Origin of the sequence: Streptomyces albofaciens JCM 4342 (genome assembly GCF_008634025.1) — a bacterium.
GTDB lineage: Bacteria > Actinomycetota > Actinomycetes > Streptomycetales > Streptomycetaceae > Streptomyces > Streptomyces albofaciens.
In genome coordinates this window covers 2,463,193-2,484,802 of the sequence record NZ_PDCM01000001.1, presented here as the reverse complement: position 1 = coordinate 2,484,802, position 21,610 = coordinate 2,463,193, and the positions used below count along the sequence as shown (strand labels likewise).

Annotated in this window: 15 protein-coding genes; 8 read left to right on the top strand and 7 right to left on the bottom strand. The window is 70.7% G+C overall.

What is annotated here, in order from left to right:
• Positions 1–149 precede the first annotated feature (149 nt).
• Complete coding sequence (dnaE, locus tag CP973_RS11215) at positions 150–3,692, bottom strand: DNA polymerase III subunit alpha (RefSeq protein WP_150239797.1); 3,543 nt, start codon at positions 3,690–3,692, stop codon at positions 150–152.
• Positions 3,693–3,927: 235 nt separating this feature from the next.
• Between dnaE and CP973_RS11210 the strand changes: the two genes are divergently transcribed.
• From CP973_RS11210 to CP973_RS11190, 5 genes are all read left to right on the top strand, one after another.
• Complete coding sequence (locus tag CP973_RS11210) at positions 3,928–5,268, top strand: DUF2252 domain-containing protein (protein WP_150239795.1); 1,341 nt, start codon at positions 3,928–3,930, stop codon at positions 5,266–5,268.
• Between the two features lie 109 nt (positions 5,269–5,377).
• The gene (locus CP973_RS11205; RefSeq protein WP_150239793.1) at positions 5,378–6,037 is read left to right on the top strand and encodes a hypothetical protein; all 660 of its coding nucleotides are present in this window, start codon (positions 5,378–5,380) and stop codon (positions 6,035–6,037) included.
• 62 nt (positions 6,038–6,099) lie between these two features.
• A complete protein-coding gene (locus CP973_RS11200) occupies positions 6,100–6,942 on the top strand; it encodes a thioredoxin domain-containing protein (protein WP_150239791.1) in 843 nt (280 codons plus the stop codon).
• Between the two features lie 373 nt (positions 6,943–7,315).
• A complete protein-coding gene (locus CP973_RS11195) occupies positions 7,316–8,173 on the top strand; it encodes a thioredoxin domain-containing protein (protein WP_150239789.1) in 858 nt (285 codons plus the stop codon).
• A 114-nt stretch (positions 8,174–8,287) separates the two neighbouring features.
• The gene (locus CP973_RS11190; protein ID WP_150239787.1) at positions 8,288–9,952 is read left to right on the top strand and encodes an alkaline phosphatase D family protein; all 1,665 of its coding nucleotides are present in this window, start codon (positions 8,288–8,290) and stop codon (positions 9,950–9,952) included.
• 14 nt (positions 9,953–9,966) lie between these two features.
• Here CP973_RS11190 and CP973_RS11185 read toward each other — a convergent pair whose 3' ends face one another.
• Complete coding sequence (locus tag CP973_RS11185) at positions 9,967–10,581, bottom strand: dienelactone hydrolase family protein (protein WP_150239785.1); 615 nt, start codon at positions 10,579–10,581, stop codon at positions 9,967–9,969.
• A 104-nt stretch (positions 10,582–10,685) separates the two neighbouring features.
• Here CP973_RS11185 and CP973_RS11180 point away from each other — a divergent pair, with 104 nt between their 5' ends.
• Positions 10,686–11,801 (top strand): mechanosensitive ion channel family protein, encoded by a 1,116-nt coding sequence (locus tag CP973_RS11180; protein ID WP_244409380.1) that lies wholly within the window; start codon positions 10,686–10,688, stop codon positions 11,799–11,801.
• Between the two features lie 59 nt (positions 11,802–11,860).
• Here CP973_RS11180 and CP973_RS11175 read toward each other — a convergent pair whose 3' ends face one another.
• The 4 genes from CP973_RS11175 to CP973_RS41575 all read right to left on the bottom strand — a co-directional run bounded on the left by CP973_RS11175 (position 11,861) and on the right by CP973_RS41575 (position 15,939).
• The gene (locus CP973_RS11175; protein WP_150239781.1) at positions 11,861–13,462 is read right to left on the bottom strand and encodes a Na+/H+ antiporter; all 1,602 of its coding nucleotides are present in this window, start codon (positions 13,460–13,462) and stop codon (positions 11,861–11,863) included.
• Between the two features lie 123 nt (positions 13,463–13,585).
• Positions 13,586–14,527: an RluA family pseudouridine synthase gene (locus CP973_RS11170; RefSeq protein ID WP_150239779.1), complete on the bottom strand. Its 942-nt coding sequence runs from the start codon at positions 14,525–14,527 to the stop codon at positions 13,586–13,588.
• 104 nt (positions 14,528–14,631) lie between these two features.
• Positions 14,632–15,291: a signal peptidase II gene (lspA, locus tag CP973_RS11165; RefSeq protein WP_150239777.1), complete on the bottom strand. Its 660-nt coding sequence runs from the start codon at positions 15,289–15,291 to the stop codon at positions 14,632–14,634.
• A gap of 162 nt (positions 15,292–15,453) precedes the next feature.
• Positions 15,454–15,939 (bottom strand): TraR/DksA family transcriptional regulator, encoded by a 486-nt coding sequence (locus CP973_RS41575; protein ID WP_341874809.1) that lies wholly within the window; start codon positions 15,937–15,939, stop codon positions 15,454–15,456.
• A 4-nt stretch (positions 15,940–15,943) separates the two neighbouring features.
• Between CP973_RS41575 and CP973_RS41570 the strand changes: the two genes are divergently transcribed.
• Positions 15,944–16,336, top strand: coding sequence for a hypothetical protein (locus CP973_RS41570; RefSeq protein ID WP_341874808.1), 393 nt, complete (start codon positions 15,944–15,946; stop codon positions 16,334–16,336).
• Positions 16,337–16,928: 592 nt separating this feature from the next.
• Positions 16,929–20,069: an isoleucine--tRNA ligase gene (ileS, locus tag CP973_RS11145; RefSeq protein WP_150239773.1), complete on the top strand. Its 3,141-nt coding sequence runs from the start codon at positions 16,929–16,931 to the stop codon at positions 20,067–20,069.
• A 387-nt stretch (positions 20,070–20,456) separates the two neighbouring features.
• Here ileS and CP973_RS11140 read toward each other — a convergent pair whose 3' ends face one another.
• Positions 20,457–21,584, bottom strand: a complete 1,128-nt coding sequence (locus tag CP973_RS11140) for a DivIVA domain-containing protein (protein ID WP_150239771.1) — start codon at positions 21,582–21,584, stop codon at positions 20,457–20,459.
• Between the last annotated feature and the right edge of the window lie 26 nt (positions 21,585–21,610).

Here is a 21,610-nt window from a genome sequence, read left to right as displayed (position 1 = left end):
CAGCAGTAGAGGGGCGCACCCGTTTGGGGTGCGCCCCTCTCCGCGCTACAAGGGCCGCCGGGGCACGTCACCCGGCCGGCATCCGGGCTTTGTTCGCCGGGTGAACAAACATGGGGGCGGGCAGCCGCGGCCGCCCGCCCCGCACCGCCTCAGCCCGCCAGGCAGGACGGCCCCAGCAGCACCTTCAGGTCGCCGAAGAGCGACGGATCGGGCGTGACCCGGTGCCGGTCCAGCCGGAGCACCGTCGTCTTGCGTGTCCCCTGGAGCTTGATGCGGACCTCGGTCGCGCCGCGGTGGCTGGTGAGCACCTCGCCGAGCTTCTCGACCAGCGGCGGGGTGACCTTGACCGTGGGGATCGTGATCGTCACGGGCGCGTTGGCGCCGGCCTCGGAGAGGTCGGGGACCATCATCTCCATGGCGACCAGTCGCGGGATGTCCTCGCGCTTGTCCAGGCGTCCCTTGACGAAGACCACGGTGTCCTCGACGAGTTGGGTGGACACCAGCTGGTACGTCGCCGGGAAGAACATGCACTCGATGGAGCCGGCCAGGTCCTCGACGGTGGCGATGGCCCACGCGTTGCCCTGCTTGGTCATCTTGCGCTGGAGGCCGGAGATGATGCCGCCGATGGTGACGATCGAGCCGTCCGAGTAGTCGCCGCCGGTCAGCTGGGAGATCGCCGCGTCCGCCTTGTCGGACAGTACGTGCTCCAGGCCGAACAGCGGGTGGTCGGAGACGTACAGGCCGAGCATCTCGCGCTCCTGGGCGAGCAGGTACGTCTTGTCCCACTCGACGTCGGAGAACTCGACGTCCAGGCCGAAGCCGGGGCCGTCCTCGGAGCTGTCGTCGCCCATGCCGCCGAAGAGGTCGAACTGCCCCTCGGCCTCCTTGCGCTTGACCTGCACCACGTTGTCGATCATGGCTTCGTAGTGCGCGGTCAGGCCCTTGCGGGTGTGCCCCATCTCGTCGAACGCGCCCGCCTTGATCAAGGACTCGGTGGTGCGCTTGTTGCACACGACCGCGTCGACCTTGTCGAGGTAGTCGGGGAAGGAGGCGTACTTCCCCTTGGCCTTGCGGCAGCGGATGATCGAGTCGACGACGTTCTGGCCGACGTTGCGGACGGCGGTGAGGCCGAAGAGGATCACGTCGTCGCCCTGGGCGGCGAAGTTCGCCAGCGACTCGTTCACGTTCGGCGGGAGCACCTTGATGCCCATGCGGCGGCACTCGTTCAGATAGACCGCCGACTTGTCCTTGTCGTCGCGCACCGAGGTGAGCAGCGCGGACATGTACTCCGCGGGGTAGTTCGCCTTCAGGTAGGCGGTCCAGTACGTGACCAGGCCGTACGCGGAGGAGTGGGCCTTGTTGAACGCGTAGCCGGCGAACGGGACCAGCACGTCCCACAGGGCCTGGATCGCTTCGTCGCTGTAGCCGTTCTTGCGGGCACCGGCCTGGAAGATGGTGAAGTTCTTCGCCAGCTCCTCGGGCTTCTTCTTGCCCATGACGCGACGGAGGATGTCGGCCTCGCCGAGGCTGTACCCGGCGATGATCTGGGCGGCCTTCTGCACCTGCTCCTGGTAGACGATCAGGCCGTAGGTCAGGCCGAGGGTCTCCTTGAGCGGCTCCTCCAGCTCAGGGTGGATCGGGGTGATCTCCTGGCGGCCGTTCTTGCGCTCGGCGTAGTTGATGTGCGAGTTCATGCCCATCGGGCCCGGGCGGTACAGGGCCGATACGGCGGAAATGTCCTCGAAGTTGTCGGGCTGCATCTGGCGCAGCAGCGACCGCATCGGGCCGCCGTCGAACTGGAAGACGCCGAGGGTGTCACCGCGGCAGAGCAGTTCGAAGGTCTTGGGGTCGTCCAGCGGGACTTCCAGCAGCTCCAGGTCGACGCCCTTGTTCGCCTTCACCATCTTCAGGGCGTCGTCCATGATGGTGAGGTTGCGCAGGCCCAGGAAGTCCATCTTCAGCAGGCCGAGCGACTCGCACTGCGGGTAGTCCCACTGGGTGATGGTGACGCCGTCGGTGTGCCGCACCCAGACCGGGGCGTGGTCGATGATCGGCTCGCTGGACATGATCACGCCGGCCGCGTGCACGCCCATCTGCCGGACCAGGCCCTCGACGCCCTTGGCGGTGTCGATGACCTTCTTCACGTCCGGTTCGTTCTCGTACATCGACCGGACCTCCCCCGCCTCGTTGTAGCGGGGGTGCTGCGGGTTGGTGATGCCGTCCAGGTCGATGCCCTTGCCGAGGACGTCGGCGGGCATCGCCTTGGTGATGCGGTCGCCCATCGCGTACGGGTAGCCCAGCACGCGGGCGGAGTCCTTGATGGCGTTCTTCGCCTTGATCTTGCCGTACGTACCGATCATGGCGACCTTGTCCTCGCCGTACTTCTCGGTGACGTACCTGATCACTTCGACGCGCCTGCGCTCGTCGAAGTCGATGTCGACATCGGGCATGGAGACGCGCTCGGGGTTGAGGAACCGCTCGAAGATCAGGCCGTGGGTGACCGGGTCGAGGTCGGTGATGCCCATGGCGTACGCGACGATCGAGCCGGCCGCGGAGCCACGGCCGGGGCCCACCGCGATGCCGTTGCGCTTGGCCCACATGATGAAGTCGGCGACCACGAGGAAGTAGCCGGGGAACCCCATCTGGATGATGACGTCCATCTCGTACTCGGCCTGCTTCTGGCGGTCCTCGGGGACGCCGCCCGGGTAGCGGCGCTCCATGCCGCGGCGGACCTCCTCCTGGAACCAGGTGACCTCGGTGTACCCCTCGGGGATGTCGAACTTCGGCATGAGGTCGCGCTTCTCGAACATGCCGGTGGTGTCGATCTGCTCGGCGACCAGGAGGGTGTTGCGGCAGCCCTCCTGCCAGGCGTCCGAGGAGTCGATGGCGTACATCTCGTCCGTGGACTTCAGGTAGTAGCCGGTGCCGTCGAACTTGAAGCGGTCCGGGTCGGTGAGGTTCTTGCCGGTCTGGATGCACAGCAGGGCGTCGTGGGCGGTCGCCTCGTGCGCGTAGGTGTAGTGGGAGTCGTTGGTCACCAGCGGCGGGATGCCGAGCTTCTTGCCGATCTCCAGCAGGCCGTCGCGGACCCGGCGCTCGATCTCGATGCCGTGGTCCATCAGCTCCAGGAAGTACCGGTCCTTGCCGAAGATGTCCTGGTATTCGGCGGCCGACTTCAGGGCCTCGTCGAACTGGCCGAGGCGCAGCCGGGTCTGCAGCTCACCGGAAGGGCAGCCGGTGGAGGCGATCAGGCCCTCGGACCACTGGGAGATCGTCTCCTTGTCCATCCGGGGCCACTTCTGCAGCCAGCCTTCCTTGTACGCGTCGGAGGAGAGCTTGAAGAGGTTGTGCAGCCCGGTCTTGTTCGCCGCCCAGATCGTCTTGTGGGTGTAACCACCGGAACCGGAGACGTCGTCGCGCTTCTGGTGCGGCTGGCCCCACTGGATCTTGCGCTTGGTACGCCGCGACTCGGGCGCCACGTAGGCCTCGATGCCGATGATCGGCGTGATGCCGGCCTTCTGCGCGCTGTGGAAGAAGTCGTAGGCGCCGTGGAGGTTGCCGTGGTCGGACATGGCGATGTGCGTCATGCCCATCTCCTTGCACGCCTCGAACATGTCCTTCAGCCGCGCGGCACCGTCCAGCAGCGAGTACTGGGTGTGCACGTGCAGATGCGTGAAGGGCGGCTTGGCCACGGTGGACGACCTCCGGACGGTAGGGGTTGCGGCGCGCGCCGCCTCGATCAGGGGTGGTGGTCGGGCGACGGGCGGGCGGGGCAGGGACGGTCTCGAAGTCTACGGCCCTCCACCGACACCCCGGGGCCCCGGCACGCGGTCCGGGCGGCCGGCCGCCGGGCACCCCTGAGTAGCCTCGGCCGTTGGAAGAGACGGCACACCCGTCTGCATCACCTGCCTCAGGAGGCACACCGCGATGTCGTCCCAGCACGTCCCGGCGCCGGACGCCGATCGGCGCGGCGAGGAGATCCTCGCCGTCTTCGACACCGCCTTCGGACAGCTGCTCGCCGCCGACCCGGCGGCCTTCCGCGTCAAGTTCCGGAAGATGGCCGCGTCCGCCTTCGCCTTCTACCGGGGTACGGCCTGCCTCTTCTACCACGACCTCCAGGAACAGGGCGGCGCGGGCAGCGGCCCGTACGAGGACGAGCGGACCGGCCAGGTGTGGATCCACGGCGATCTGCACGCCGAGAACTTCGGCACGTACATGGACGCCACCGGCCGGCTGATCTTCAACGTCAACGACTTCGACGAGGCGTACGTAGGCCCCTTCACCTGGGACCTGAAGCGCTTCGCCGCCTCGGTGGCCCTGCTCGGCTACGCCAAGGCGCTGAGCGACGGGCAGATCGGCGAGCTGGTCGGCATCTACGCCACCGCCTACCGCGAGCGCATCCGCGCGCTGGCCACGGGGGCCAAGGACGACGACGTGCCGCCCTTCACCCTGGACACGGCCGAGGGCCCGCTGCTGGGCGCGCTGCGCATGGCCCGCTCGCTGACCCGGTTCGGCCTGCTGGACTCGATGACCGAGATCCGCGACTTCGAGCGCCGCTTCACCGACGGCGGCGGCACCGTCGAGCTGGACGCGGCGACCCGCTACAAGGTCCTGGCGGCCTTCGACGGCTATCTGGAGACGCTGCCCGAGTCCAGCCTGACCCGCCCGGACTCCTACCGGGTCAAGGACGTGGTGGGGCGCCGCGGCATCGGCATCGGCTCGGCGGGCCTGCCCTCGTACAACATCCTGCTGGAGGGCAACAGCGACGCCCTGGAGAACGACGTCGTGATCTACATGAAGCAGGCGCAGACCCCGGCGGTGTCGCGGCACATCACCGACCCGCGGGTGCGCGGCTACTTCCGGCACGAGGGCCACCGCACGGTGATCTCGCAGCGCGCGCTCCAGGACCACGCCGACCCGTGGCTGGGCTGGACCGAGCTGGACGGCGCCGGCCAGCTCGTGGCCGAGATCTCGCCGTACGCGGTGGATCTGGACTGGTCGGACATCGACGACCCGGCCGAGATCGCGGCGGTCGTCGCGGACCTGGGGCGGGCCACCGCGACGATGCACGCCGCCGCGGACGACGAGAGCGGCCACTCCCTGGTGCCGTTCTCCACCGAGCGCGCCATCGACGCGGCGATCGCCGCCGACGAGGAGGGCTTCGGCCGGCTCCTGGTGGACTTCGCGCACGCGTACGGGGCCCGGGCCCGCGCCGACCACCAGATCTTCGTGGACCTCTTCCGCAACGGCCGCATCCCGGGGCTGTGAGCCCGGACACCGGGTGAGCCCGGTCACGGAGTGAGCGGGGCGAGGGGCGCGGTCACGTGTTCGCGCCTCTTAGTCCCCTCTTACACCGGACCATGGCAGACTCGCTGCAATGGACATCTCGGCGGCACACCTGCGGGCACTGCGCGCGGCGCTCTTCACGGCGCTGTGCGTGACGCTGTCCGCCGCGGGCCATGTGCTGCTGTCCCGGATGCCGCTGCCCCTGACCCTCGTCGCCGCCCTCTCGGCCGCCGTCTTCACCGTCTCGTACGCGCTGGCCGGCCGGGAGCGCGGCTTCTGGCGCATCGCCGCCCTGCTCGTACCGCTGGAGCTGGCCGCCGACACGGTCTTCAGCACCGGCCAGCACACCTGCTACGGGCGGGCCGGCGGGCCGGTCACCGGTCCGCTGCGGTCCCTGGGCGTGGACCTGCTGTGCGGCGGCGGCAATGTGGGCACGCCGCTGGCGCACCTGTCCGGTGACGATCCGGCGCCCGTCTCGACCTGGCTGCTGCTGCTCGCCGCGCATGTCGCGGTGGGTCTGCTCGCGGCGGCCTGGCTGCGGCGGGGCGAGGCGGCGCTGGCCCAGCTGCTGGGGGCCGTGACCGCGTTCGCGTTCCGGCCGCTGCTGCTGGCGGTGGCGGTCGTCCGGGCGCTGCCCGTGCCGCACCGCCCGACGGCCCGGCCCACGCGTACCGAACCGGCCCCGCGGGCCGTCCCCCTCCTCGTGCACTGTGTCGTACGGCGTGGACCGCCCTGCTCCCTCGCCGCGTAGCCTTCGGGCCGCGGCTCGTCGGACAGGCACCCGTTCACACCTTTCCCAGGAGCAGGACAGTCATGAGCAACCGCAACAGCCAGGCCAACAAGCAGGCAGCCCGTGAGCGGCTGCGCGCCGAGCGCGAGCGCCAGAAGAAGAAGGAGAAGGTCCGCCGGCAGCTGACCGTCGGCGGCGCGATCGTCGCCGTGCTGGCCATCGCGGGCGGCATCGGCGTCGCCGTGGCCAACTCGGGCGGCGGCGACTCGGGCGGCGGCGCCGACAAGTGGGCCAAGGCCGCGAGCGCCAAGCTGGTCCAGCCGGCCAACACCGCCGGCAAGAACGGCACGGACATCACCCTCGGCAAGAAGGACGCCAAGCACACGCTGTCGCTCTTCGAGGACGCCCGCTGCCCCGGCTGCGCCAACTTCGAGCAGAACGTCGGCGAGACGATCCAGAAGGACCTGAAGGACGGCAAGTACAAGGCCTCCATCCACCTGGGCACCTTCCTGGACAACAACCTCCAGGGCACCGGCTCCAAAAACGCGCTCAGCGCGATGGGGGCCGCGCTCAACGTGAGCCCGGACGCGTTCCTGAAGTACAAGGAAGCGCTGTTCTCGAAGAAGTACCACCCGGAGGAGACCGGGCCGGACAAGTTCGCCGACAACGCCTACCTGCTGAAGGTGGCCGACACGGTGCCGGAGCTGAAGGGCAACGACAAGTTCGAGAGCGCCGTGAAGGCCGGTACGTACAACCGCTGGGCGCTGGAGATGTCGGAGAACTTCAACTCCTTCAAGGACGTCAAGAGCACGCCGACGGTCAAGCTGGACGACACGGTGCTGGGCACCGACTCGGCGAACGGCAAGGTCGCGCCGTCCACCCCGGACGCGTTCAACGCGGAGGTCGACAAGGCGATGAAGGGCTGACCTGAGCGTCCCTCCTTGAACACCTCTGCTTGAGCGCATCCGCTTGAGCGCATCTCCCAGAGCGCCCTTCCCGGAGCCCCGGACCGATGTCCCGGTCCGGGGCTCCGGCGTACGCCGATGCCGAATCTTGACCCTGCGGATCGCCGTGCTCATGGCAGACTCCGGGCATGGAGCGGACCGGGGCACGGCCGGGAGCGCCGTCCGGCGGACCGTCCGCCGCCGGCCCGCGCGCGGTACGCCGCCGGATACGTCCCGTCCGCCCGCTCCCCCGGCTCGGGCACTGCGTCGTACGGCGCGGCCCGCCCCGGCCCGCGACCGCCGCGTACTGACATGCACGTACCAAGGGAATCGGGACAGGGAGTCGGGAAGCACCATGAGCGACCGCAACAGCCAGGCGGGCAGGCAGGCAGCCCGCGAGCGGATCCGCGCCGAGCGTGACCGGCAGAAGAAGAAGGAGAAGGTCCGCCGGCAGCTCATCGTGGCGGGCTCGGTGGTGGGTGTCCTCGTCGTCGCCGGCGGGATCGCCTTCGGCATCATGAAGGCGAACGAGCCCACCGGGTGGGAAGCGGCCAAGGAGGCCGATCTGGTCGAACCGGCCCACACCAGCGGCAAGAACGGCACCGAGATCGTCATCGGGAAGCCGGAGGCGAAGGAGACCCTGGAGGTCTTCGAGGACATCCGCTGTCCGGCCTGCGCGAACTTCGAGCAGAGCGCGGGCCCGGCCCTCCTGAAGGGCATGGAGGACGGCCGCTACAAGATCCGTTTCACCATGTACACGTTCATCGACGGCGGACAGGGCGGCGAGGGCTCCAAGAACGCGCTCAGCGCGCTCGGCGCGGCCCTGAACGTGAGCCCGGAGGCGTTCCTCAAGTACAAGGCCGCGCTGTACTCCGAGAAGAACCACCCGGAGGAGGCCGACGACGCGTACGCCAAGGACGCGAAGCTGCTCTCGGTGGCCGACCAGGTGCCGGAGCTGAAGAACAACGAGAAGTTCCGGACGGCGGTCGAGAACGGCACGTACGACCGCTGGACGATGGAGATGACCGCGCTGTTCGGCCGCAAGGGAGTGACCGGCACACCGGCGTTCCTGCACGGTGACAAGAAGCTGAAGCTGCCGCCGGTCCCGCAGCAGCAGATGACCAAGCAGCAGTACTACGAACTCGCCACCGCCAACTTCAACAAGATGATCGACGACGAGTTCGGCCCGGCGAAGAAAGAGGAGAAGAAGTAAGGAAGGGACCGGTCCGGTGGGCGCGGCCGGTTCGGCGGACGGCGGTTTACGGATCGGCGAACTTTGTGCCGCGCCCCTCCCCTCTCGCGCTACGCGACAGTATGGTCATCCGCCGTGACCGACCATGACCAGATATCCCGCCGCACCGCCGTCACGGCGGCAGCCGCCTCCGCCGCCCTGCTGCCCTTCGCCTCCGCGAGCCCCGCCCACGCCACCGGGGCACGCGCCGCCGGCCGGACCCGTACGAGCACGCCGCGGCTCTTCCAGCACGGCGTGGCCTCCGGCGACCCGCTGCCGGACGGCGTCCTGCTGTGGACCCGCGTCACCCCCGAACCCGGCGCGGTACCCGGCTCGGGCCTCGGCCGGGACACCACGGTGGGCTGGGAAGTGGCGGCGGACCAGGACTTCGCCTCGGTGGTCGCGCGGGGAACCGCGACCGCCACGGCCGCGGCCGACCACACCGTCAAGGCCGACGTCCGCGGCCTGGCGCCCGCCACCACCTACTACTACCGCTTCACCGTCGAGAGCACCCGCTCGCCCGTCGGCCGCACCCGCACCGCCCCCGCGCACGACGCCAAGGCGCCCAACATCCGGTTCGGCGTGGTCTCCTGCGCCAACTGGGAGGCGGGCTACTTCTCCGCTTACCGGCACCTCGCGGCCCGCCCCGACCTGGACGCGGTGCTGCACCTCGGCGACTACATCTACGAGTACGCGACCGGCGGCTTCCCCGCCTCCGGCAAGGTCGTACGGCAGCACTCCCCGAAGCACGAGATCATCACGCTCGCCGACTACCGCACCCGGCACGGCGTCCACAAGACCGACCCCGACCTCCAGGCCCTGCACGCCGCGCACCCGATGATCGCGATCTGGGACGACCACGAGTTCGCGGACAACGCCTGGTCGGGCGGGGCCGTGAACCACACCCCGGGCACCGAGGGCGACTGGGCGGCGCGGATGGCCGCCGCCAAGCGCGCCTACTTCGAGTGGATGCCGGTACGGACCTCCACGGCGGGCACCACCTACCGCCGGCTGCGCTTCGGCAGGCTGGCCGATCTGCACCTGCTCGACCTGCGCTCGTTCCGCGACCAGCAGGCCGGGGTGGGCAGCGGCTCGGTGGACGACCCGGACCGTACGATCACCGGGCGGGCCCAGCTGGACTGGCTCAAGGCCGGTCTGGAGCGCTCGGACACCGCCTGGCGCCTGGTCGGCACCTCCGTGATGATCTCCCAGGTCGCCTTCGGGTCCGTACCGGCGCATCTGCTGGCGCCGCTCGCCGAACTGCTCGGGCTGCCCAAGGAGGGCCTGGCGGTCAACACCGACCAGTGGGACGGCTACACCGACGACCGGCGCGAGCTGCTCACGCACCTGCGCGACCGCGGCATCGGCAACACCGTCTTCCTGACCGGCGACATCCACATGGCCTGGGCGAACGAGGTGCCCGTCAAGGCCGCGACCTATCCGGCCGCGCCGCCGGTCGCCACCGAGTTCGTGGTCACCTCGGTCACCTCCGACAACGTGGACGACTTCCTGCACGTCGCCCCGCACACCGTCTCCCTGGTCGGCGTGGCCGCCATCCGGGCCGCGAACCGGCACGTGAAGTGGGTGGACATGGACTCGCACGGCTACGGGGTCCTGGACGTGACCGCCGAGCGCACCCAGATGGACTACTTCACCGTCTCCGACCGGGCCGATCCGCACGCGACCACGGCACCGGCGCGCTCGTACCGGACCCTCTCGGGCACCCAGCGTGTGGAGCGGGTCCGGCAGCCGGTGCGCTGACCTGCGCGTACGCGTTACAGCGAGTCGAGGAAGCCGAGGGCGACCTTCCAGGCGCTCTCGGCGGCCTCCTCGTCGTGGTCCGGCAGGCCGGGGTCGGTGAACAGGTGCCCGGCGCCCTGGTAGCGGAAGACCTCCACGTCCGCGCCGGCCCGCCGCATGCGCAGGTACCAGGCGTTCAGCCAGTCGTGCGGCTCGAACGGGTCCGGGTCCGCGACGTGCAGCTGTACGGGCAGTTCGTCGGCCGCCGCATCGTCGGCGATGTCCGAGGTGCCGTGCATCAGCAGCAGGCCGCGCGCCTTCTCGTCGGCCAGGGCCAGGTTCTGGGCGACCGCGCCGCCGAAGGAGAAGCCCGCGTAGACCACGCCCCGGTCGGAGTACGGGGCCGCGGCCACCACCGCGCGGCGCAGCAGCTCGTCCTTGCCGATCTCGTCCTTGATCACCACGCCGTCCTCGACGGTGTCGGCGGTCCGCCCGTCGAAGAGGTCCGGCACGACGACCTCGTGTCCGGCCGCGCGCAGCCGGTCGGCGGCGGCGTGCACCGCGGGCCGCAGACCGCACACCGAGTGGAACAGAACCACCGTCGAGGGTTTCGCGGACGGCGCGCACGGCGAGGCGGGCGAAGAGGCCACTGAGTTCACTTCCCTGTCATTGAATCGCACTTCCACCATCGTGCCAGTTACGGTCGGGAGGAACCGGCACGAAGCTGACCACAACTAGGAGGACCGAAGTGTCCATGGAGGACGTGCTTCGTCCGCTCATCGTCGTAGGCGGCTCCATAGTCGTGACGCTCATTCTGGGCTGGCTGGTCGATCTGGCGCTGCGCCGGGCCGACACCGCCCGCCCCGACACGCCACTGTGGGGCCTGCTGCGGCGCTGCCGCGTCCCCCTCCAAGTGGTGCTGGTGACCGCGCTGCTGCGCGGCTTCTACGACCGGACCGGTGTGAAGTTCATCGAGGAGCACGAGGGCGGTCTCGGCCAGATCCTCTCCCTGGTCCTCATCGCCGCCACCGCCTGGCTCGCCATCCGCGCGTCGGCGGCCATCGTGGAGTCCTCGTACTCCCGCTACGCGGCGGGCGCGCGGGACGCCGCCCGGGTGCGCCGGGTCCGTACCCAGGTCACCCTGATCCAGCGGGTGGTCACGGCGATCGTCATCGTCGTCGCGGCCGCCTCGATGCTGCTGACCTTCCCCAAGATGCAGACCGTCGGCCAGTCCATGCTGGCCTCGGCCGGACTGGTCGGCATCGTCGCCGGTGTGGCGGCACAGTCCACGCTCGGCAATCTCTTCGCCGGCCTGCAGATCGCCTTCGGCGACATGGTCCGCATCGGTGACACGGTGGTCGTGGACAAGGAGTGGGGCACGGTCGAGGAGATCACCCTGACCTTCCTGACCGTACGGACCTGGGACGAGCGCCGGATCACCATGCCGGTGTCGTACTTCACCAGCAAGCCGTTCGAGAACTGGTCGCGGGGCGGCGCTCAGATGACCGGCACCGTCTTCTTCCACCTGGACCACGCGGCGCCGGTGGAGAAGATGCGGCAGCGGCTGCACGAGATCCTGCAGAACAGCGCCGACTGGGACGGCCGCGGCTGGAGCCTGGTGGTCACCGACACCACCCCGACCACGATCCAGGTGCGCGCCCTGGTCACCGCCCGGGACTCGGACGCCATCTGGTCGGTGCGCTGCGAGGTCCGCGAGCGGATGATCGACTGGCTGCGCGCCGAGCACCCGTACGCGCTGCCGCGGGTCGTCACCGCCGCCGCGCCGGGCGGCGGTGAGGACGCCGCCCGGATGGCGGACGGGCAGCGGACCCCGGGGACGCTCGACAAGGGGCCGGGGCTGGACGGCTGACGGGCCGGGGCCGACGGCGCCGCGCCACGGCAGCGGTGCCCCTACGTCAACGATGCCCTCTACGGCAGCGGCGCGCCCCGCAGGCTGCGCATGTCGAGCTGGCGCAGCACCCGGTCCACGATCTCCGGGTCGGCACCCGGCTCGCTGCGGGCCGCCAGCACCTCGTGCCGGGCGGCCGAGAGCATCTCGCTCTGGATGCGCTGCACCTTCTTCATACGGGTGATGCGCTTCTCGAAGTGCTCGCGCCGGTCGTCGTCCACGATGTCCGGCGCGATGCGGGCGCCCATGTCGTACGCGCGCCGGGCGAGCTGCTCGCTGACCTCCTCCGGCAGCTCCTCGACCTCAAGGATCTCCTTCAGGCGCCGCTTGGACGCCTTGATCACCCGCAGCGCCAGCTCGTGTTCCAGCTTCTCCTCGGCCTCCGAGTCGGCCCGTACGCGCAGCTTCTTGACCAGCGTGGGCAGCGACAGGCCCTGGACGACCAGCCCGGAGAGCACCACCGCGAAGGCGATGAAGAGGATCTCGTCGCGAGCCGGGAAGTCCCCTCCGCCGTCGATCTCGTACGGAATGGCCAGCGCCAGCGCAACGGACGCCACGCCGCGCATCCCCGACCACCACATGATCACGGTCTCCCGCCAGCTCAGCGGGATGTCCTCGTCGAAGTCGCGCCGCTTGTGCATGCGCTTGGCCAGCCAGGCGGCGGGCAGCAGCCACAGCAGCCGGACGCCCACCACGACCACCACGACGGCGGCCCCGATGCCGAGCATCTCGCCCCAGCGGCCGGACGCGGCCTTGATGACGTTGTGCAGTTCCAGGCCGATCAGGCCGAAGGCGACGCCGGTGACCAGGGTGTCGACGATCTCCCAGAAGGTGTAGCCGGCCAGCCGGCCCATCACGTCGTCGGCGTCCACCGCGTACTCGGCGAGGAACAGGGCGGTGGTCAGCACCGCCAGCACACCGGAGCCCTCGAACTCCTCGGCGAGGACGTACGCGACGAACGGCACCAGCAGGGTCAGGCCGATCTGCAGCGTCGGGTCGCCCAGCAGGCCCATCAGCTTGTTGGCGGCCCAGCCCAGCACCAGGCCGACCGCTATGGCGACCACCGCGGACAGCACCAGCGAGCCGACCGCGCCGGGCACCGAGAAGGAGCCGCTGACGGCCGCGGCGAGCGCGACGTGGTAGAGCACGATCGCGGTGACGTCGTTGAACAGCCCCTCGCCCTCCAGGATGGAGACCATGCGGCGGGGCAGCCCCAGCTTGCCCGCGACGGCGGTCGCGGCGACCGGGTCCGGCGGCGCGACCAGGGCGCCGAGCACCACCGCGGCGGCGATCGGCATACCGGGGACGACGGCGTGCGCGACGGCGGCGACGGCGGCCGTGGTCGCGAAGACCAGGGCCACCGCCAGCAGGAAGATGGGCCGGATGTTGGCCGTGAACTGCCGCCAGGAGGTGCGCTGCACGGCGGCGTACAGCAGCGGCGGCAGCACCAGCGGCAGGATGTACTCCGGCGGCACCTCGACGTTCGGTACGAACGGCAGCAGCGCCAGGACCGCGCCCGCGAGCGTCATCAGGACCGGCGACGGCAGGCCCAGCCGGTCGCCGACCGGGACCATGACCACGGCCCCGAGCAGTAGGACGAACATCAGGGCCAGCTGATCCACGGTGGCGCGCTCCGGGGTCGAAATCGATCACTTTCCGCCCCAAGCCTGCCATGGAACGCGCAAAAACCGCTCGGACGAGCGTTGTGATCGCTCGTCCGTCCGGCCTACCTCAGGAAGCGCTGATCAGGCACTCTCGGCCCGCACCCGGTCCAGGGCGCGCTGGAGGTCGTCGGGATAGGCGCTCTCGAACTCCACCCGGCGGCCGTCGGCCGGGTGCTCGAAGCCGAGCCGCACGGCGTGCAGCCACTGGCGGGTGACGCCGAGGCGCTTGGCGAGCGTCGGGTCCGCGCCATAGGTCAGGTCGCCGACGCACGGGTGGCGGTGGGCGGACATGTGGACGCGGATCTGGTGCGTACGCCCCGTCTCCAGCTTGATGTCCAGCAGGCTGGCGGCGCGGAACGCCTCGATGAGGTCGTAGTGCGTGACGGACGGCTTGCCGTCGGCGGTCACCGCCCACTTGTAGTCGTGCTGCGGGTGGCGTCCGATGGGGGCGTCGATCGTGCCGCTGAGCGGGTCCGGGTGGCCCTGCACCAGGGCGTGGTAGCGCTTGTCGACCGTACGCTCCCGGAACTGCTGCTTGAGCAGGGTGTACGCGCGCTCCGACTTGGCCACCACCATCAGGCCGGAGGTGCCGACGTCCAGGCGGTGCACGATGCCCTGGCGCTCGGCGGCGCCGGAGGTCGAGATGCGGAAGCCCGCGGCGGCGAGGCCGCCGATGACGGTGGTGCCCGTCCAGCCGGGGCTGGGGTGGGCGGCGACGCCGACCGGCTTGACGATCACCACGATGTCGTCGTCGTCATGGACGATCTCCATGCCCTCGACGGGCTCGGCGACGATCTCCACCGGCGGTGCGGCCTGCGGCATCTCCACTTCCAGCCAGGCACCGCCGTGCACCCGCTCGGACTTCATCACTTCGGCGCCGTCCACCCGGACCTTCCCGCCGGCCGCCAGCTCGGCGGCCTTCGTACGGGAAAAGCCGAACATCCGGGCCAGCGCGGCGTCGACGCGCTCGCCCTCCAGGCCGTCCGGTACGGGCAGGGTGCGGATCTCGGGAATCGTGCTCACCCCACCGAGTATGGCAGTCCCCGGTGACACTCCCGCCGGGGACCGCTCGCCCACCGGTCCGTCAGCCCCCGTGGGCGGTGCCGTCGGCCCTCTGCGCGGTGCCGTCAGTCCTTGTGGACCGTGCCGTCCGGGTCCAGGCCGCGGAAGGACAGGATCACGATCAGGATGCCGCCGCAGACGATCGCCGAGTCCGCGAGGTTGAACACCGCGAAGTGGGTCGGCGCGATGAAGTCCACCACCGCGCCCTCGAAGACGCCCGGCGTACGGAAGATCCGGTCGGTCAGATTGCCGAAGGCGCCGCCCAGCAGCAGGCCGAGCGCGATGGCCCACGGCAGGCTGTAGAGCTTGCGGGCCAGCCGCGCGATCACCACGATCACGATCACGGCGATCAGGCTGAGGAAGATCGTCAGCGCTTCGCCGATCCCGAAGGCGGCGCCGCGGTTGCGGATGACCTCCAGGCGCAGCAGCGAGCCGATCACCTCGATCGGCGCGTGGTGCTCCAGCTTCGCGACCACCAGCGCCTTGCTGCCCAGGTCGAGGAGGTAGACGATGGCCGCGACCAGGAGCAGCGCGGCGATCCGCCGCTTGCCCCGCCGCGCGGTGGCGCCCGCCTCGGCGGCGCCCGCCCCCGCTTCCTGCTCCGGCCGCTGCTCCCGCGGCGCGGCCCGGTCGCCGTCGTCCTCGCATCCCGGCACCGCCGCCGCTTCCGGCTCGGATTCCGGCCCGGTCTCCGGCGTACCGGTGATGCGCTCCGCCTCTGCCACGTTGTGAGCCCCTCAGCCCGTCGAGTCCGCACGCCAGGCCGCCCCCGGCTGAGGACGAGGGTACGGCACAGGCGTACGGACACCGCCGGTACGGGGGCCATCGGCCTCGGGTGATGTCCCCGCGCCCGGCCGGGCGGCCCGGCCGGGCGGGCCGCCCGGCGCTTAGCGCCGCTCCTGCTTCTGCTTGCACTCCACGCACAGCGTCGCCCGGGGAAACGCCTGCATACGGGCCTTGCCGATCGGCTTGCCGCAGTTCTCGCACAGGCCGTACGTGCCCGCGGCCAGCCGTTCCACCGCGCGTTCGGTCTGGGACAGCATCTCGCGCGCGTTCGAGGCCAGCGCCAGTTCGTGTTCGCGGGTGATGTTCTTGCTGCCGGTGTCGGCCTCGTCGCCGGTGCCCTCGCCGGAGTCCCGCATCAGCCCGGCGAGGGCGCTCTCGGACGCCTCGATCTCCGTACGGAGCCGGGCGACCTCGCGGTCCAGCTCGGCGCGGGCCTCGGCCACCTCCTCGGGCGTCCAGGGGTCCTCGCCGGGCCGTACGGCCAGCTCGCCCGGGTCCGCGGTACGGGCCTTGGGCACCGGCCCGGTCCGGCCGGTCTGCTCCGCCTCGGCGGTCGGTGCCCCGCCCGGAGTTCGCTTCTCCACCACCGTCTTGGCTCCCGTCTTCTTCGCCGGCACCGCCTTCTCGGCGGGTGCGGTCTTCTTCGCCGCCTTCCTGGGCGCGGCCTTCCTGGCCGCGGGTCTGCCGTCAGGAAGGGGATCCCCGGCCTCCTCCAGAGCTTTCCCGGCCGCCGCCTTCCTGGCCGCCGCCTTTTTCGCGGATGTCTTCTTCGCCGTCCTCCCGGCCGCCTTTCCGGCCGCTGTCCCGGCCTCCGGCGGCTCCGGCGCTCCGTCCGGGGCGGCCTCCGCGCTCATCGCCGCGGCGGACGCCCGCTTCTTCGCCGCCGTTTCCGGCTTCCCGGCCGCGGCCTTCCCGGCAGCCGCCGTGCTCTTCTTCGCGGCGGACTTCTTCGCCACCATGGCCGCGACCCCTTCACGTATGTGATCATGCTCGCGAATCGTGACCGGAACGATAAATCGCCTCAAGGCACGCGGCAACGGGACGCACCGCCCTTTCCCACCCGGTCTCCCCACGCGGGAGCCCGGTCTGCATCGGTTGTGCCCCCCTGCCCGCCCGGTAATCCGCCAGCCCAGGGCGCGGGCGGCCGCCGGCACGGCGCGCCCGCCGCGCGGGCGCCGACTCCCGCGCCCTGCGTATCGCCATTCGGGTCACGTCCTCGGCGCCCGCTACCTCAGTCGGCGCAGCCCGGGAAACCGGTCGGTCCGCGCCGTCGGTGCCCCGTACACTGGGGGAAGCGAAAGGCGCGGATGGGACGAGTAGCGTCGTACGCAGCCATCAGCGATCCGGGGACGGTGCGAGCCCGGAGGCGTGCACGACGTGAAGATCAGCCCGGAGCCGCCGGAAGAAAACCGCAGGGGTGCCCGCAGACGGCCCCGACGGCCAGTAGAACCGGCTTCGCGGCCCTAATGAGGGGGCGGTGGACAGCGCACCGCCAAGGAGGGTGGTACCGCGGGAGCCCAGGCTCTCGTCCCTCCGGACGGAGAACGCAGCAGGTGTCCGCCGGAGGAACGCCCCGATGTCACAGCCTCAGTACCGCCAGGTACCCGCCCAGGTAGACCTGCCCGCCCTTGAGCACGCGGTGCTCGACTTCTGGCGGGAACAGAAGGTCTTCGCCCGTACCCTCCAGCAGTCCGAGGGACGGCCCGAATGGGTCTTCTACGAAGGTCCGCCGACCGCCAACGGCATGCCCGGCGCCCACCACATCGAGGCCCGCGTCTTCAAGGACGTCTTCCCCCGCTTCCGCACGATGCGCGGCTACCACGTCGGCCGCAAGGCCGGCTGGGACTGCCACGGCCTGCCGGTCGAACTGGCCGTCGAGAAGGAGCTGGGCTTCAACGGCAAGAAGGACATCGAGGCGTACGGCATCGCCGAATTCAACGCCAAGTGCCGCGAGTCGGTGACCCGCCACACCGACGCCTTCGCCGCGCTGACCACCCGGATGGGGTACTGGACGGATCTGGACGACCCGTACCGCACCATGGACCCCGACTACATCCAGTCGGTCTGGTGGTCCCTCAAGCAGGTCTTCGACAAGGGCCTGCTGGTCCAGGACCACCGCGTCGCCCCCTGGTGCCCCCGCTGCGGCACCGGCCTGTCCGACCACGAACTGGCCCAGGGCTACGAAACCGTCGTCGACCCCTCGGTCTTCGTCCGCCTCCCCCTCACCTCGGGCCCGCTCGCCGGCGAGGCGGCCCTCCTCATCTGGACGACCACCCCCTGGACCCTGGTCTCCAACACGGCGGTCGCCGCCCACCCGGACGTCACCTACGTCGTGGCCACCAACGGCGAGGAAAACCTGGTCGTCGCCGAGCCCCTCCTCGAAAAGGCCCTCGGCGAGGGCTGGGAGACCACCGGCCGGACCTTCACCGGCCGCGACATGGAGCGCTGGGCCTACCGCCGCCCCTTCGACCTGGTCGAGCTGGAGGGCGCCAACTTCGTCGTCAACGCCGAGTACGTCACCACCGACGACGGTACGGGCCTGGTCCACCAGGCCCCGGCCTTCGGTGAGGACGACCTCAAGACCTGCCGCGGCTACGGCCTGCCGGTCGTCAACCCGGTGCGCCCCGACGGCACCTTCGAGGAGGGTCTGGCCCTCGTCGGCGGCCAGTTCTTCAAGAAGGCCGACGAGCACCTCGTCGCCGACCTCGACGCCCGCGGCCTGCTCTTCAAGCACGTCGCCTACGAGCACAGCTACCCGCACTGCTGGCGCTGCCACACCGCCCTGCTCTACTACGCCCAGCCGTCCTGGTACATCCGCACCACCGCGGTCAAGGACGCCCTGCTGCGCGAGAACGAGCGCACCAACTGGTTCCCGGAGTCGGTCAAGCACGGCCGCTTCGGCGACTGGCTGAACAACAACATCGACTGGGCGCTCTCCCGCAACCGCTACTGGGGCACCCCCCTCCCGATCTGGCGCTGCGCCGAGGACCACCTCACCTGCGTGGGCTCCCTCGCCGAGCTCACCGACCTCACCGGCACCGACCACTCGAACCTCGACCCCCACCGCCCCTACATCGACGCCGTCACCTTCCCCTGCCCCACCTGCCGGGGCACCGCGACCCGCGTCCCCGAGGTCATCGACGCCTGGTACGACTCGGGCTCCATGCCGTTCGCCCAGTGGGGCTACCCGTACAAGAACAAGGAACTGTTCGAGAAGCGCTACCCGGCGCAGTTCATCTCCGAGGCCATCGACCAGACCCGCGGCTGGTTCTACACCCTCATGGCGGTCGGCACCCTCGTCTTCGACAAGTCCTCGTACGAGAACGTCGTCTGCCTGGGCCACATCCTCGCCGAGGACGGCCGCAAGATGTCCAAGCACCTGGGCAACACCCTGGACCCGATCCCGCTCATGGACCAGCACGGCGCCGACGCGGTCCGCTGGTTCATGGCGGCGGGCGGCTCCCCCTGGGCAGCCCGCCGCGTAGGCCACGGCACCATCCAGGAGGTCGTCCGCAAGACGCTCCTCACCTACTGGAACACCGTCGCCTTCCAGGCCCTGTACGCCCGCACCTCCAGCTGGGCCCCCAGCGCGTCCGACCCCGCCCCGGCCGACCGCCCCCTCCTGGACCGCTGGCTCCTGTCCGAACTGCACGCGCTCACCCAGGGCGTCACCGACGCCCTCGAAAACTACGACACCCAGCGCGCGGGCAAGCTCCTCTCCTCCTTCGTCGACGACCTCTCCAACTGGTACGTACGCCGCTCCCGCCGCCGCTTCTGGCAGGGCGACGCCGCGGCCCTGCGCACCCTCCACGAGGTCATCGAGACCGTCACCCGCCTGATGGCCCCCATCACCCCGTTCATCACCGAACGCGTGTGGCAGGACCTGATCGTCCCGGTCACCCCCGACGCCCCCGACTCGGTCCACCTCTCCACCTGGCCCGAGGCCGACCCGTCGGCGATCGACCCCGAGCTGTCGAAGCAGATGGTCCTGGTCCGGCGCCTGGTCGAACTGGGCCGCGCCACCCGCGCGGAGTCCGGCGTCAAGACCCGCCAGCCCCTCTCCCGCGCCCTGGTGGCGGCCGCCGGCTTCGAGACGCTCTCCCCCGAGCTGCGCACCCAGATCACCGAGGAACTGAACGTCTCCACCCTCGCCTCCCTCTCCGAGGTGGGCGGCTCCCTGGTGGACACCACGGCCAAGGCCAACTTCCGCGCCCTGGGCAAGCGCTTCGGCAAGGGCGTCCAGGCAGTCGCCAAGGCCATCGCCGAAACCGACGCGGCTGCCCTCTCCCTCGCCCTGCGCGAGGGCACGGCAACCATCACGGTCAACGACGAAACGGTCCCCCTCTCCCCCGACGAGGTCATCATCACCGAGACCCCGCGCGAGGGCTGGTCGGTGGCCTCCGACACGGGCGCCACCGTGGCCCTCGACCTGGAGATCACCCCGGACCTGCGCCGCGCCGGCCTGGCCCGCGACGCCATCCGCCTCATCCAGGAGGCCCGCAAGAACAGCGGCCTGGACGTCGCCGACCGGATCGCCCTGCGCTGGCAGACCACCGACGAGGAGGTCCGCACGTCCTTGACCGACCACCAGTCCCTCATCGGCGAGGAGGTCCTGGCCACCGACTTCGCCCAGGGCGAGGCCGACGACACGTACGGCCCGGCCTTCGAGGACGAGTCCCTGTCCCTGACCTTCCGCCTGCGGAAGACGGAGGCGTAGGCCCCACCGCGTAACCAACGGCCCCCGGCGCAGGACGCGTCGGGGGCCGTTGCCGTACAGGCGAAATGGGCTTTTCCGTGCCACCTATCCCTAAACGTATGGAAAGCCGCATACGGCGCGGGCTCGGGGACACGTAGGGGTCTCCCCGCAGGCGACCGAAGCCCCGGTTGCGTCCATACATTTCGGCCGCACCAGGCAACGTGGGGGTCCCCCCGGCCGGAGGCTGGGGGAGAGTGACCCCTGCGGGGCCCCGAGCCCCCACCCACCGGACAGACCGCGCAGACGCGCACCCCCACCGGACCGGACGAACGCAAAAGAACCGGGTCCCCGGGGGAAACCCCCGGGGACCCGGCCCTGATTGCCGACCACGCGCAACGCGCGCCTACGTCAGTTGTCGTCCTCGTCGATCAGGAACCCACGCATCGGCGAAGGCGCCTGCTGCATCGGCTGCTGCCCCTGCGGCCGCACCGGAGCCATCGGCTGCGTCATCGCCGGCGACATCTGCTGCTGCCCACCGTACGACGGAGCGCTCCCCGAGCCCCCACCGTGACCGCCCATCGACTGCCCGCCACCCATGGAGTGGTTGCCCCCCATGGACCCGGCGCCGGCCGAAGCCATCGACGGCGACGGCGGCAGCGAGGCGGTCGCCGGCGTCCGCGGCGGCGCCAGCGAGTCGTCGGCCTGGTTCTCCAGCTGGCGCAGCTGGCTCTCCAGGTAGGACTTCAGCCGCGTACGGTACTCGCGCTCGAAGCCGCGCAGGTCCTCGACCTTGCGCTCCAGCGTGGCGCGGGCCGACTCCAGCGACCCCATCGCGACGCGGTGCTTCTCCTGCGCGTCCCGCTCCAGCGCGTCCGCCTTGGCGCGGGCGTCCCGCTCCAGACCCTCCGCACGCGACCGCGCCTCACCAACGATCTTGTTGGCCTCGGAACGGGCCTCCGCGATCGCCTGGTCGGCGGTCTGCTGCGCGAGCGAGAGCACGCGAGCGGCGCTGTCACCGCCCGGCCCCTGACCCGGCTGCGGCAGCTGCGGGCCGCCGTGCCCACCGGGACCGCCCATCGGGCCGCCCAGCGGACCACCGGGGCCCATCGGACCCGGGCCGTGCGGGCCCTGCGGGCCGGGACCGTGGCCACCGGGCCCGGCCGGGAGCTGCGGGGCTCCTCCGGTCAGCTGCGGTGGGCCGCCCAACTGCTGCTGTTGCTGCTGTTGCTGCGGCGGCACCGGCTGCGGTCCGGATATGGCGGCGGGCACGGGAGCGCCGGGCCTGCCCTGCTGGTGCTGCTGCTGGTCCTGCTGTTGCTGGTCCTGCTGCTTGCGCATGTTCTGCTGCTGGTTCTGCGCGGCGGCCCGCGTCGCGGCGGCCAGCTTCGCGCGCAGGTCCTCGTTCTCGCGCAGCAGGCGGGTCAGTTCGGCTTCGACCTCATCGAGGAAGGCATCGACCTCGTCCTCGTCATAGCCTTCTCGGAGGCGGACGGTCGTGAACTGCTTGTTCCGCACGTCCTCGGGGGTCAACGGCATCTCTACTTCACCTCAACGTAGTCGTC